Source organism: Segeticoccus rhizosphaerae (assembly GCF_009192725.1).
Taxonomy (GTDB): Bacteria; Actinomycetota; Actinomycetes; order Actinomycetales; family Dermatophilaceae; genus Segeticoccus; species Segeticoccus rhizosphaerae.
On record NZ_VOHR01000090.1, the window covers coordinates 1 to 12639 of the forward strand.

A 12639-nucleotide genomic window follows, 5' to 3' on the forward strand; every position below is an offset into this window, starting at 1 on the left:
CGGGCCGGCGACGTGGTCGCTGTGCGGGCAGGTGAGCGTCCCAGCCGCACCCTCAGCGACTCGCGGGCGCTGGTGGTGTGGCGGCCGCGGGCCTGAAGCCCACTCCCGCGCGCGGTGCCCGGGCGGATTTCCGCGGAGTGGACAGTCATCTCAGGGACCGGACACCGCGGGTAAGGTGACCCGCGTCCCTGCCCGCCATCCCCGAGGAGGCGCCCGTGTCGGCGCTCGAACCGAAGTTGCAGTCGATCTACGAGCTGGTGCTCCAGCGCAACCCGGGGGAGACCGAGTTCCACCAGGCGGTCCGCGAGGTGCTCGACAGCCTGGGTCCGGTCATGGCCAAGCACGCGGCATACACCGACGCGCGGGTCATCGAGCGCATCTGCGAGCCCGAGCGACAGATCATCTTCCGCGTGCCGTGGGTCGACGACAACGGACGCATCGAGATCCACCGCGGCTTCCGGGTCGAGTTCAACTCCGCGCTCGGGCCCTACAAGGGCGGGCTGCGCTTCCACCCGAGCGTCTACCTCGGCATCGTCAAGTTCCTCGGTTTCGAGCAGATCTTCAAGAACGCGCTCACCGGGCTGCCGATCGGTGGGGGCAAGGGCGGGTCCGACTTCGACCCCAAGGGCCGCTCCGACGGCGAGGTGATGCGGTTCTGCCAGTCCTTCATGACCGAGCTCTACCGCCACATCGGCGAATACACCGACGTTCCCGCCGGTGACGTCGGTGTGGGCGGCCGCGAGATCGGTTACCTCTTCGGGCAGTACAAGCGGATCACCAACCGCTACGAGTCCGGCGTGCTCACCGGCAAGGGCGTCGGCTGGGGCGGGTCGCTGGTGCGCACCGAGGCGACCGGCTACGGCACGGTCTACTTCGTCGACGAGATGCTGCGAACCAGGGGCGGTTCGCTGGACGGCAAGCGCGTGCTGGTCTCCGGCTCGGGGAACGTGGCGATCTACGCGATCGAGAAGGTGCACGAGCTGGGTGGCACCGTGGTGGCCTGCTCGGACTCGGGCGGTTACGTCGTCGAGGAGAAGGGGATCGACGTCGAGCTGCTCAAGGAGGTCAAGGAGGTCCGGCGCGGGAGGATGACCGACTACGCCGATGCACGCGGATCGGGAGCGAACCACGTTGCGGGCGGCCGGATCTGGGAGGTGCCGTGCGACGTGGCACTGCCGTCGGCGACTCAGAACGAGATCGAGGAGGCCGACGCCAGACGGCTGGTCGACCACGGCTGCGTCGCGGTCGCGGAGGGCGCCAACATGCCCACCACCCCCGCGGCGACCCAGATCTTCGCCGAGGCGGGTGTGCTCTTCGGCCCCGGCAAGGCGGCCAACGCCGGAGGGGTGGCGACGAGCGCGCTCGAGATGCAGCAGAACGCCTCGCGAGACTCGTGGACCTTCGACTACACGCAGGACCGCCTCGCCGAGATCATGAAGGGCATCCACGAGCGGTGCGCCGCCACGGCTGACGAGTACGACGTGCCGGGCAACTACGTGGTGGGCGCCAACGCCGCCGCCTTCGTCCAGGTGGCCGATGCGATGCTGGCGCTCGGAGTCGTCTGACCGGTGCGCCCGCGCTCAGCCCAGTGCCCGGGTGAAGGCGTCGTAGGTGCGGGTGCCGAACAGCACGAACCGCACCAGCTCCACCTGGCCGAGGTCGGCGTCGCCGTATGGCGTGATGACGCTCCCACGGGCGAGGGTGTCCCGCATCGTGGTGACGGCGATCTCGGCCACCTCGTCCGCGTCCCACCCGTAGATGCCGGCGCTCACCGCCGGCATCGCGATGGTGTGCGCTCCGGCGCATGCGGCGGCCGACAACGACGTGCTGAAGCAGGAGATCAGCAGAGCCGGATCGGTCTGGCCGGCATGCCTGTTCGGCCCGACGGTGTGGACGACCCACCGGCAGGGCAGGTTGCCGGCGCCCGTGACGACCGCCGCGCCGACCGGCAGCCCGTCCGGGTAGGAGTCCTGCCGCAGTGCCCGGCACTCCTCCAGCAGGGCTGGACCGGCCGCGGCGTGGATCGCGCCATCCACCCCACCGCCGCCGAGCAGCGAGCTGTTGGCAGCGTTGACGATCGCGTCGACCTGCTGGGTGGTGATGTCACCCTCGACGGCTTCGATGTGACCTGTCATGACGGCCACGCTACCGCTGTGTAGGGGGCCCGGCCCGTGCTCGTGGCAGGACCTTGGCCCCCTGTCAGACGCCGACACGGCGGGATACGGTCCGAATGATCCATCCCTGACCGCACGGAGCTGACATGACCACCAGCGCCATTCCCACCTCCTCCGCCGCCAGGCGGCGGACACCGCTGGCGCAGACCTGTGGCGTGCCGCACGCCTGCGACGACGCGGTGCGCATGCGCGTGCTGTCGCGCGTGCCCTACTTCGCCGGCCTTTCCCGCGGGCAGCTTGAGGGGATCGACCGCCGGATGAACTCGCTCTCCTGGGCAGACGGGGATCCGCTCTACCTCGCTGGAGACCCGGCCGAGCACCTCTTCGTCGTCGCTGCCGGCCGCGTGAAGGTGGTGCAGCCGACCCTCACAGGTCAGGAGGTGGTGGTGGACATGGTGGGCCCGGGCGACCTGTTCGGCGCCCTGAGCACCCTCGGCGAGCCTGTCCATACCGAGTCCGCCTGGGCGCTGACCACGGTGTGCGCGTTGCGAATCGACCCGGACGCCTTCCGGGAGGTGCTCGTGGAACACCCGCAGGTGGCGCTGCGCGTCCTCGACGACGTGGCGGGCCGGCTGGCACGCTCGCGCGTCGACGTCGGCCAGCACTCGGCCGGCACGGTGCGACAGCGCGTCGCCACGACGCTGCTGCGTCTGGCCGACAAGCTCGGGGAGCCTGGAGAGGGCGGCTCCGGCACCCTGCTGCAGGTTCCGCTCAGCCGGACCGACCTGGCGGGGTTGACCGGTTCGACCCCCGAGTCGGTGTCCCGGGTGATGAGTCGGCTGCGCCGCGAGGGTGTCATCGACACCGGCCGCCGCTGGACGGCGGTCCTCGACAGGGACCGTCTCGCTCTGGCCGCCGAGGACGGCGGCCAGACCTCGACTCCCTTGGGCAGGTCGCGTGCAGGGCGCCCGCCCCAGGCGCGTTGCGGTTGATTGACCTGCGTCATGGTCGAGTTCTGTGCCCTTGCCTAATGTCGTTGGTACCAGCCCAGATCGGAGCTGGTGCAGTGCGACAAGGAGTTTGACCATGACCATCACCAGCCCCACCACGACCCAGCACACCATCCTGCGCGCCGAGGGCTTCTCGTGCCCGTCGTGCGTCGGCAAGATCGAGAAGCAGGTGGGCCGCCTCGACGGTGTCAGCAGCGTGAAGGTGCGCTTCGCCTCGTCCCGCGTCGTCGTGGACCACGACCCGGCCCGCGTGAGCGTCGCCGACCTGATCGCCGCGGTGAGCAAGGCCGGCTACGCCGCCAGCAAGGTCGCGTTCTGACTGTCGAGTCGTGAGAAGGGATCCATGACATGCACCCCCTGACCACCCTGAGGCGCTGGAGCACGAACCGTTGGGCCGTGCCGGTCGTCTCCGGTCTCTTGATCGTCGCCGCTCTCGTCGCCGGCCGCTTGGCCGGCGCCGAGGGGCCGGGCGACGTGCTCATGGTCGCGGCCGCGGTCGTTGCCGGGTCACGGATCGTGCGGGACGCCCTGCGCGCGTTGCTGGTCCGGACGATCGGCATCGACCTGTTGGTCAGTGTCGCCGCGATCGGCGCGGTCATCATCGGTGAGCACTGGGAGGCGGCCGCGGTCACGTTCCTGTTCGCCATCGGACACGCGCTCGAGGCGGCCACCCTGAACCGCACGCGGTCCGCCCTGGCCGAGCTCGTCGCGGTGGCACCCGATGTCGCAGTGGTGCTGCGCGACGGATCACAGATCGAGGTGGGCGCCACGGAAGTGCGGCCGGGCGAGACCGTGCTGGTCAAGAACGGCATGAAGGTCCCCGTCGACGGTGCCGTGATCGAGGGCACCGGGGCGCTCGACGAGGCGTCGATCACCGGCGAGTCGATGCCCGTCGAGAAGGTGCCCGGTGACCCGGTCTTCGCCGGCACCATCTCCCGCGGCGGCTTCCTCCAGGTGGAGGCCACCGGGATCGGGGCGGACACCACGCTGGCGCGGATCATCCACCGTGTCGAGGAGGCACAGGACGCCAAGGCGCGCACGGCCCAGTTCATGGACCGGTTCTCCGCCTGGTACACGCCGGCGATCATCGTCCTGGCACTCGTGGCCGGGCTGGTCAGCGGTGACGTGGTCCTCGCCCTGACCCTCCTGGTGATCGGGTGCCCCGGCGCCCTGGTCATCTCCATCCCGGTGTCGATCGTCGCCGGCATCGGCCGGGCCGCGAAGGACGGGATCCTCATCAAGGGCGGCGAGTTCCTCGAGACGTCGGCCAAGATCTCGGTGGTCGCGGTCGACAAGACCGGCACCTTGACCCACGGGAGGCCGAAGCTCACCGATGTCGTCGTCACCGATCCCGACTGGGACCGCTCTGGGGTGCTCATCTGGGCGGCGCGGGCCGAGGCCGGCTCCGAGCACCCGTTGGCGCGCCCGATCCTCGAGGCCGCGGCCGCCGAGGGTCTGGACACCAACGGGCTGCCCGAGCACACCGAACCGGTGCCCGGACAAGGCATCCTGGCCACCGTGGCCGGCCGTCGGGTGCTCGTCGGGAACGCCGCGCTGCTCGACCGGTATGACGTCACGACGGGACACGCTCCACGAGCCGCCGAGGCACTCGCCTCGGCGGGCCGAACGCCCATGATCGTCGCCGTCGACGACACCGCCGTCGGGGTGATCGCCGTCGCGGACGAGGTGCGGGCCGACGCCGCCGACATGGTGGCGCGGCTACACGCGGCCGGGGTGGAGCGGGTCGTCATGCTCACCGGTGACGCCCGGCAGGTCGCCGAGGCAGTCGCCGCGGCCACTGGTGTCGACGAGATCCATGCCGGTCTCCTCCCGGAGGACAAGCTGGAGGTCGTCGCGCAGCTGCAACGCCAGGGTCACACCGTCGCCATGGTGGGTGACGGGGTCAACGACGCCCCGGCCCTCGCCATCGCGGACATCGGCGTGGCCATGGGGGCGGCCGGATCGGCGGTGGCGGTCGAGACGGCCGACATCGCCCTCATGGGTGACAACCTCCTTCGGCTTCCGGAGGCGGTGTCGCTGGCCCGGAGGACGGTGCGGACCATGCGGCAGAACATCGTGGTCGCGTTGGCCACCGTGCTAGCGCTGCTGCTCGGTGTGGTGTTCGGTGGCGTGACGATGGCGATCGGGATGCTGGTGCACGAGGTGTCCGTGCTGGTGGTGATCGCCAACGCGATGCGTCTGTTGCGCCGAGCCCGTGGCGCGGTGGACACCGGTCGCGGTCCCTCGGCTCAGGCCGTTCCGGCACCGCTCTCGTCGGAGAACCCCGATTCGACGGCTGCTCGGCCGGCGGCGGACCGGGTGGTGTAGCCATAGGTGCCCTGGTCGAGCAGCTCGCGGGCCGACTCGACCAGGGCGCCCAGCGCGGCGAAGGCGAAGGCGCCGCCCACCGAGATGCGGGCGACACCGATCTCGGCGAGCTCGGCGACGGTCGGCGTCGCGGACATCGCGAGGACGTTGACCGGCCGGTCGACCGAGGTCACGACCGCGCGGATGTCGTCGGCGCTGGTCAGGCCCGGTGCGTAGAGCACGTCGGCTCCGGCCTCCTGGTAGGCCTGCAGTCGCGTGATCGTGTCAGCGAGGTCGGCCCGGCCGTGCAGGTGGTTCTCGGCCCGCGCGGTGAGGACCAGCCGCTGCGGCCCGGCATGCGCCGCCTCGGCGGCGGCCTGCACCCGGTCGGTGGCGAGACCGAGATCGTAGATGGGAGAGTCGGGTCGGCCGCTGAAGTCCTCGATGGACGCGCCCGCGGTGCCGGTGCCGAGCGCCAGCCGGATCGTCTCGGCCGCGCCGGCAGGTTCGTCGGCGAAACAGTTCTCCAGGTCGGCGTTGACGGGTAGCGCGGTGGCTCGCACGAGCTGTGCCGTGTGCTCGAGAGCCTCATCGCGGCTGAGTGAACCATCGAGCCGGCCCAGCGACGCGGCATACCCGCTGCTGGTGGTGGCGAGCGCACGAAAGCCGAGGGAGGCGAGTAGGCGCGCGGACCCCGTGTCCCACGCGTTGGGCAGCAGCAAGGGACCGGAGTCGTGGTGCAGCTGGCGGAAGGTGGCGGTGGCGTCGGAGTCGGGCATACCCCCTGACGTTAGTCGTCCTCACCGACAGTGGTCAGGGACATGAAGTCGGAAACGCCTGTGCGGGCCAGGATCTGGCGCACCACGCTCGGCATCCCGGTCCTGCTCTCGTCGTGGAAGAGCCGCGGTGCCGTGCAGTGATGTGTCCTGCCACGGGTGTGGATCCGGCACTCACCCGCGGCCAGCACGTTCTTGACCCAGTCGGAGTCCGTGCCGTAGGTCAGCGCGATCGTGAAGCCGCCCTCCACCCGGAACACGTTGACCGGCGTGCGGTACTCCTTGCCGGACCTCCGGCCCCGGTGGGTGACCAGCCCGAACCCGGGCAGGTACCTGGAGATCGGCGTGGTGACTCGGTTGAGGCCGACCTTGTTGAGCTCGGCGACCTTCCTGGGCAACGGCATGGGGGCGCTCCTTCGTCCGACCCATCCTGCACCAGCCAAAGGCTCGCCGCGCCGAATCTCGAGCGGACCAGAACATGCCGCCTCGCCCAAGCTCTCTGGTCCATGGCGCACGGCATGACGATTCTCGAGCTCGACCAGCGCTACCCGACCGGTGACGCACCAGAGCAGTCGTGGCAGGCCGCCGCCGAGTTGGTCACCGCGCGGCTCGGCACGGTCCCGGGCGCCGCTCACTCCCAGGGTTGAGCGGAATAGACTCAACTCTACTCCGGTTGCTGATACTGAACGTGTCCCGACCCGGCGACGTCACGGCACCGACCTGCGGCGTCGTCATCACGAGGAGATCATCTGTTTATGGACCTGCAGCTCACCACCAAGGCTCAGGAGGCGCTGTCCTCCGCCGTTCGCGACGCCGCTGCCACCGGCCACCCCCAGGTCGAGCCGGCGCACCTGCTGCTGGCGCTGACCCAGCAGACCGACACCACCACGGGACCCTTGCTGGAAGCGGTCGGTTCGTCGGCCACCGCCGCGGGGCACGCTGCGACCACGGCCTTGGCGTCGCTGCCGAAGGCCAGTGGCTCTTCGGTGAGCGCGCCCGGCCTCTCGCGCCAGGCGCTGGCCGTGCTGGAGCAGGCCAGGTCGCTGATGCAGTCGATGGGCGACACCTTCGTCTCGACCGACCACCTGCTCGTGGCGCTGGCCGGCACCGGCAGCTTCGGTCTGGACGCCGACGCGCTCACCGCCGAGATCCCCAAGATCCGCGGCGGAGCGCAGGTCACCTCCGCTGACCCTGAGGCGACGTATGACGCGCTGGGCAAGTACGGCACCGACCTCACCGAGGCTGCCCGCGAGGGCCGGCTCGACCCGGTGATCGGCCGTGACTCGGAGATCCGGCGCGTCGTGCAGGTCCTGTCCCGGCGCACCAAGAACAACCCGGTGCTGATCGGCGACCCCGGCGTCGGCAAGACCGCCGTCGTCGAGGGACTGGCGCAGCGCATGGTGGCCGGTGACGTGCCCGAGTCGCTGCGCGGCAAGCGGCTGATCAGTCTCGACCTCGGCGCGATGGTCGCGGGCGCGAAGTACCGCGGCGAGTTCGAGGAGCGGCTCAAGGCCGTCCTCGAGGAGATCAAGAACAGCCACGGCGAGATCGTCACCTTTATCGACGAGCTGCACACCGTCGTCGGTGCCGGCGCGACCGGCGAGAGTGCCATGGACGCCGGCAACATGCTCAAGCCGATGCTGGCCCGCGGTGAGCTGCGGCTGGTCGGTGCGACCACGCTTGACGAGTACCGCGAGCACATCGAGAAGGACGCGGCGCTGGAGCGGCGCTTCCAGCAGGTCTTCGTCGGTGAGCCGAGTGTCGAGGACACCATCGGCATCCTGCGCGGGCTCAAGGAGCGCTACGAGGCGCACCACAAGGTGGCCATCGCCGACTCCGCGCTCGTCGCCGCGGCGGCGCTGTCCGACCGCTACATCACCGGTCGGCAGTTGCCCGACAAGGCGATCGACCTGATCGACGAGTCCGCCTCGCGGTTACGGATGGAGATTGACTCCAGCCCCGTCGAGATCGACGAGCTGCGGCGCGGCGTCGACCGGCTCAAGATGGAGGAGCTCGCGCTCGCCCAGGAGACCGACGCGGCGAGCAAGGAGCGTCTGGCCAAGCTTCGCCAGGACCTCGCCGACCGCGAGGAGGAGCTCGCCGCCCTCAACGCGCGCTGGGAGCAGGAGAAGGCCGGCCTCAACAAGGTCGGTGAGGTCAAGGCCCAGATCGACGACCTGCGCAGCCAGGCCGACCGGCTGCAGCGCGAGGGCGACCTCGCCGGCGCGTCGGCGATCCTCTACGGCCAGCTGCCCGCGCTCGAGCAGGAGCTCGACCAGGCCCAGGCCGCCGAGTCGACCTCGTCGACCGCCGGCGGTGAGGCGCCGATGGTCAAGGAGGAGGTCGGGCCCGACGACATCGCCGACGTCATCAGCTCGTGGACCGGCATCCCTGCCGGCCGCCTGCTCGAGGGCGAGACCGAGAAGCTGCTGCGGATGGAGGACCACCTCGGCAAGCGGCTGATCGGCCAGAAGGCTGCCGTGCAGGCGGTCAGCGACGCGGTGCGCCGCTCGCGCGCCGGTATCGCCGACCCCGACCGCCCCACCGGCTCGTTCCTCTTCCTCGGACCCACCGGAGTCGGCAAGACCGAGCTCGCCAAGGCGCTCGCCGACTTCCTCTTCGACGACGAGCGCGCCATCGTGCGGCTGGACATGAGTGAGTACTCCGAGCGGCATGCCGTCGCGCGGCTCATCGGAGCTCCCCCGGGGTATGTCGGGTACGAGGAGGGCGGCCAGCTCACCGAGGCGGTGCGTCGACGTCCGTACAGCGTCGTCCTGCTGGACGAGGTGGAGAAGGCCCACCCCGAGACCTTCGACATCCTGCTGCAGGTGCTCGATGACGGACGGCTCACCGACGGTCAGGGCCGCACGGTCGACTTCCGCAACGTGATCCTGGTGATGACCTCCAACCTGGGCTCGCAGTTCCTGGTCGATCCGCTGCTGGACGACCACGCCAAGCACGAGGATGTCATGGCCGCGGTGCGTGCCGCGTTCAAGCCGGAGTTCCTCAACCGGCTCGACGAGGTCGTCATCTTCGACGCCCTGACCACCGACGAGCTCGCGCACATCGTGGACCTGCAGGTCGCGGCGCTCGCTCGGCGGCTCACCGACCGCCGGATCACCCTCGAGGTGACCGACGCGGCGCGTGAGTGGCTGTCGCTGACCGGCTACGACCCGGCATACGGCGCCCGTCCGTTGCGCCGGCTGGTGCAGACCCAGATCGGTGACCAGCTCGCCAAGGAGCTGCTGGCGGGCCAGATCCATGACGGCGACACGGTCGTCGTGGACCGAGACCCCGAGGCGGACGGACTCACCGTGCGACCGGCCGGTGTTGCCGTCAACGGCTGACGGAGTCCGCGGGACCGCTCGGGACCGCCGGTCATCCGACCGGCGGTCCCGATGTCTGCCGGCCAGAGGTTAGGTTCAGTTCATGCGACTTCGCTCCACGTCCGTGGCTGCCGTGGCAGCCGCGCTTCTCGCCCTCACCGCCTGCAGCGGGGGAGGCGGCGCCGACTCCGGGTCGGGAACGGCCACCCCGCCCTCGGCCCGCGACCAGTTGGCGGCTGCGAAGAAGGTGCTGGATGACGCGTCGTCGGTGCACCTCAGGCTGACCTCCCAGGACGTGCCCGAGAAGGCTGACGGCGTCCTTGGCGCGGAGGGAGACGGCACCCACGCGCCGGCGTTCAAGGGCACCCTGGAGGCCCGGATCAAGGGCCTGCAGGCGACGGTGCCGGTGGTCGCGGTCGGCGGCGGATTCTGGCTCAAGCTGCCTTTCTCGAGCTCCTACCTGAAGGAGGACCCGGCGAAGTACAACGCGCCCGACCCCGCCGACCTCTTCTCGACCGACCACGGCATCACGACGCTGCTCCCGGCCACGAAGGACCCGAAGCTCGGCGACAAGTCACGCGATGGCAAGGAGGTCGTGCAGACGATCACGGGCACGCTCCCCGGCAAGGCGGTGACCGACGTCCTGGTCATCGGTGACGCGAAAGGCAGCTACGACGTGACCTACGGGATCGTCCCGGACAGCAAGCAGATCCGCACCGTGGCGGTCAGCGGGCCGTTCTACCCAGGTGCCACGTCGACCTACACCCTGCACCTGGACGCCTACGGTCAGCCGGTTGAGATCACCCAGCCCTAGGGCCCTTCTGGGCACGGCCTCGGCGGCCGTCGCGCTGGCCGCCGCCGACACGTATGTCGTGGTGCTTGCCCTCCCGGACATGATGGCCGGCGTGGGCCTCGGCATCGACGCCCTGCAACGGGCGGCGCCGATCATCTCCGGGTTCCTGCTCGGTTACGTCGCGGTCCTCCCGCTGATCGGACGGGTGGCCGACCTGGTGTCTCGGCAGCGGATCCTGCTGGTGTGCCTCGGCATCTTCGTCGCCGGGTCCGTCGTCACCGCGAGCGCGGTGGACCTGTCGGTGCTGGTATCCGGCAGGGTGCTCCAAGGAGTCGGTGGGGGAGGCCTGGTCCCCGCGACCCTGGCCCTCGTCGCCGACCTGTGGCCGGTCGAGCGGCGTGGCACCGCGCTCGGGGTCGTGGGTGGCGTGCAAGAGCTCGGCAGCGTCCTCGGGCCGCTCGTGGGCGCGCTGATCCTCGCGGTGTCCGACTGGCGAATGATCTTCTGGGTCAACGTCGCCCTGGGGATTGCCTTGGCCGGGGTCATCGTCCTCACCGGGCGCGAACGCGTCCGGGCGCGGCCGGTGCCGGTTGTCCTGGGCCTGGTCGCGGGAGTGCTCGGCGTGCTGACCCTGCTCGCGCCCCAACGGTTGGTCGTCGACATCACGCTGGGCGTCCCCTTCATCCCGTTCCATGGAGATTCGCGGGTCGCTACGCCCATCGGGGTCGCCGCCGCCGTGGCTGTGCTGCTGTTTGTCACCGCCACCGCGGGATCGTGGGGCCCGGTGCTGAGGCAGGCCGATCTCACCGGTGCCGTGTGCCTGGCCGTGGCCCTCGGGTCCCTGGTTCTCACCTTTTCGTCGGCCGACCCTGAGCGTTCCGTCATCGGACCGCTCGGCTGGTGGCTGGTCCCGGTGGGCCTCGTCGCGGTCGCGCTCTTCCTGTGGCGCCATCGTGTCGCGGCGTCTCCACTGATCGCGCGCGGACTGGTCCAGGCACGCGTCATACCGGCCTTGCTGGTGAGCGTGCTCGTGGGATGTGCTCTGGTAGCGGTCGTGGTGGACGTCCCCCTGCTCGCGCGGTTGGTGATGACCGACTCCCAGACCACCGCGGCGCTCGTGCTGGTGCGGTTTCTCGTGGCGGTGCCGATCGGAGCGGTGGCCGGCGGATGGTTGCTCCAGCGGTGCGGGGCCGGGCTCGTGGCCGGGCCGGGACTGCTTGCTGCCGCCGCCGGGATGTTGGCGATGGCCGGATGGGACGAGGGCTCGCTCCAGCACTGGACCGCGACGTTGGTGCTCGTCGTCGTGGGGCTCGGACTCGGGCTCGCGATTGCACCGGTCAACGACGCGGCGCTCGCGGACGCGCCACAGGAGGCGCACGGGATGGCGAGCGCACTCCTGGTGGTCGGGCGGATGGTCGGCATGGTCGTGGGGCTGGCGCTGCTGACCGCGATCGGACTGCATCGGTTCTACGCTGCGGTCAATGCCTTGCCCGACCCACAGGCCCCCGGTGCGATGGTCCACGCGGGGGTGGTGCAGGTGCAGACGGTGTTTCTGGGCGCGGCCGTGGCTGCGCTGTTGGCGGCGCTCGTGTCGCTGTCCCTGGGGCTGCGCAGACGCCGGCACGCGTTGAGCTCGGACGACGGGCCAGCCGTGGTCACCGGTGCACGCTGACGTGACGTGGCTCTTGGGGCGCGTCAGGCGCTGGCTTGGAGGTGGTTGGTCGGGTGGGTGGGGTAGTCCTGGCCGGCTGGTGAGGTCCGGGTGCAGGTGCCGTCGGGGGTCATGGTCAGGTGCCAGCCGGCTTGGTGTTTGGCGCGGTGGTGGTGTTTGCACAGGCAGTGCAGGTTGGCGACGGTGGAGCTGTTGGCGGGGATGACCCCGATGCCGGGGATGAGGCAGCCGGCGGGGTCGGCCCGCAGCCAGGCCGGGGTGTCGACGGTCAGGGGTGCGGCCGGGGTGGTGGTCTCGTGGGCGGGGTGCAGCATCCCCCCGCCCGCGGGGCCCAGCTGGGTGTAGCCGGACCCGCCCGGCCCGCCGGCACAGCCACGGTCCACCCCCGCCACCACACCGCCCGCACCGTGGTCGTCGGCATCGGTATCGGCATCGGTGTCGGTGTCGGGAGGGGTCTCGGGGGGCCGGTCGGCCCAGGTGTCGTCGACGGCGAACAGCTCGATCACCTCGGCCCACTCCGCGTCGGTGGCGCCGCCGTCCTCCCAGGGGCCCGGCTCCCAGACGTCCTCGGACCCGCCACCGCGGGTGGTCTCGGGGCCGCTGTCGGCGTGCCGGCGGTGGGCCAGCGCGTCGATCGCGGC

11 protein-coding genes and 1 pseudogene are annotated in these 12639 nt (G+C 70.7%); 8 read left to right on the forward strand and 4 right to left on the reverse strand.

The features are described from left to right. The first annotated feature begins 215 nt into the window (after window positions 1–215). Entirely contained in the window at window positions 216–1565 is a 1350-nt protein-coding gene (gene gdhA, locus FRW57_RS09540; RefSeq protein ID WP_152185892.1) for an NADP-specific glutamate dehydrogenase, read from the forward strand. A gap of 15 nt (window positions 1566–1580) precedes the next feature. On the opposite strand, the gene FRW57_RS09545 is transcribed toward gdhA, so the two are convergent. Beyond that, window positions 1581–2135 carry an O-acetyl-ADP-ribose deacetylase gene (locus FRW57_RS09545; RefSeq protein ID WP_152185893.1) on the reverse strand — a complete coding sequence of 185 codons (555 nt, stop codon included), beginning with the start codon at window positions 2133–2135 and terminating at the stop codon, window positions 1581–1583. 125 nt (window positions 2136–2260) lie between these two features. Here FRW57_RS09545 and FRW57_RS09550 point away from each other — a divergent pair, with 125 nt between their 5' ends. From FRW57_RS09550 to FRW57_RS09560, 3 genes are all read left to right on the forward strand, one after another. Beyond that, complete coding sequence (locus FRW57_RS09550; RefSeq protein WP_152185894.1) at window positions 2261–3106, forward strand: Crp/Fnr family transcriptional regulator; 846 nt, start codon at window positions 2261–2263, stop codon at window positions 3104–3106. A gap of 94 nt (window positions 3107–3200) precedes the next feature. Beyond that, window positions 3201–3443 carry a heavy-metal-associated domain-containing protein gene (locus FRW57_RS09555; RefSeq protein WP_152185895.1) on the forward strand — a complete coding sequence of 81 codons (243 nt, stop codon included), beginning with the start codon at window positions 3201–3203 and terminating at the stop codon, window positions 3441–3443. Between the two features lie 38 nt (window positions 3444–3481). Next, a complete protein-coding gene (locus FRW57_RS09560; protein ID WP_203230286.1) occupies window positions 3482–5452 on the forward strand; it encodes a heavy metal translocating P-type ATPase in 1971 nt (656 codons plus the stop codon). Here the strand turns inward: FRW57_RS09560 and FRW57_RS09565 are convergent. Both FRW57_RS09565 and FRW57_RS09570 read right to left on the reverse strand, forming a co-directional pair. Then, window positions 5374–6210: an isocitrate lyase/PEP mutase family protein gene (locus FRW57_RS09565; RefSeq protein WP_152185897.1), complete on the reverse strand. Its 837-nt coding sequence runs from the start codon at window positions 6208–6210 to the stop codon at window positions 5374–5376. The genes FRW57_RS09560 and FRW57_RS09565 overlap by 79 nt on opposite strands. 11 nt (window positions 6211–6221) lie before the next feature. After that, on the reverse strand, window positions 6222–6611 hold the full coding sequence (locus FRW57_RS09570) for a nitroreductase family deazaflavin-dependent oxidoreductase (protein WP_152185898.1): 390 nt from the start codon (window positions 6609–6611) through the stop codon (window positions 6222–6224). A gap of 114 nt (window positions 6612–6725) precedes the next feature. Between FRW57_RS09570 and FRW57_RS24770 the strand changes: the two genes are divergently transcribed. The 4 genes from FRW57_RS24770 (at window position 6726) to FRW57_RS09585 (ending at window position 11998) form a co-directional block, all read left to right on the forward strand. After that, window positions 6726–6854 carry a hypothetical protein gene (locus FRW57_RS24770; protein WP_274381527.1) on the forward strand — a complete coding sequence of 43 codons (129 nt, stop codon included), beginning with the start codon at window positions 6726–6728 and terminating at the stop codon, window positions 6852–6854. 108 nt (window positions 6855–6962) lie between these two features. Beyond that, window positions 6963–9554, forward strand: a complete 2592-nt coding sequence (clpB, locus tag FRW57_RS09575) for an ATP-dependent chaperone ClpB (RefSeq protein WP_152185899.1) — start codon at window positions 6963–6965, stop codon at window positions 9552–9554. An 82-nt stretch (window positions 9555–9636) separates the two neighbouring features. Continuing rightward, on the forward strand, window positions 9637–10347 hold the full coding sequence (locus FRW57_RS09580; protein WP_137119775.1) for an LppX_LprAFG lipoprotein: 711 nt from the start codon (window positions 9637–9639) through the stop codon (window positions 10345–10347). Then, window positions 10328–11998, forward strand: coding sequence for an MFS transporter (locus tag FRW57_RS09585; RefSeq protein ID WP_137119745.1), 1671 nt, complete (start codon window positions 10328–10330; stop codon window positions 11996–11998). Before FRW57_RS09580 ends, FRW57_RS09585 begins: the two co-directional genes overlap by 20 nt. Before the next feature lie 23 nt (window positions 11999–12021). On the opposite strand, the pseudogene FRW57_RS23140 reads toward FRW57_RS09585, so the two are convergent. Further along, window positions 12022–12639, reverse strand: a pseudogene (locus tag FRW57_RS23140) (hypothetical protein); the annotation flags it as partial.

Coding starts and splice junctions, on each gene's coding strand:
- FRW57_RS09570 (WP_152185898.1), bottom strand. CDS start 6,611: ATGCCGTTGCCCAGGAAGGTCGCCGAGCTCAACAAGGTCGGCCTCAAC.
- FRW57_RS09555 (WP_152185895.1), top strand. CDS start 3,201: ATGACCATCACCAGCCCCACCACGACCCAGCACACCATCCTGCGCGCC.
- FRW57_RS09580 (WP_137119775.1), top strand. CDS start 9,637: ATGCGACTTCGCTCCACGTCCGTGGCTGCCGTGGCAGCCGCGCTTCTC.
- FRW57_RS24770 (WP_274381527.1), top strand. CDS start 6,726: ATGACGATTCTCGAGCTCGACCAGCGCTACCCGACCGGTGACGCACCA.
- clpB (WP_152185899.1), top strand. CDS start 6,963: ATGGACCTGCAGCTCACCACCAAGGCTCAGGAGGCGCTGTCCTCCGCC.
- FRW57_RS09545 (WP_152185893.1), bottom strand. CDS start 2,135: ATGACAGGTCACATCGAAGCCGTCGAGGGTGACATCACCACCCAGCAG.
- FRW57_RS09550 (WP_152185894.1), top strand. CDS start 2,261: ATGACCACCAGCGCCATTCCCACCTCCTCCGCCGCCAGGCGGCGGACA.
- FRW57_RS09565 (WP_152185897.1), bottom strand. CDS start 6,210: ATGCCCGACTCCGACGCCACCGCCACCTTCCGCCAGCTGCACCACGAC.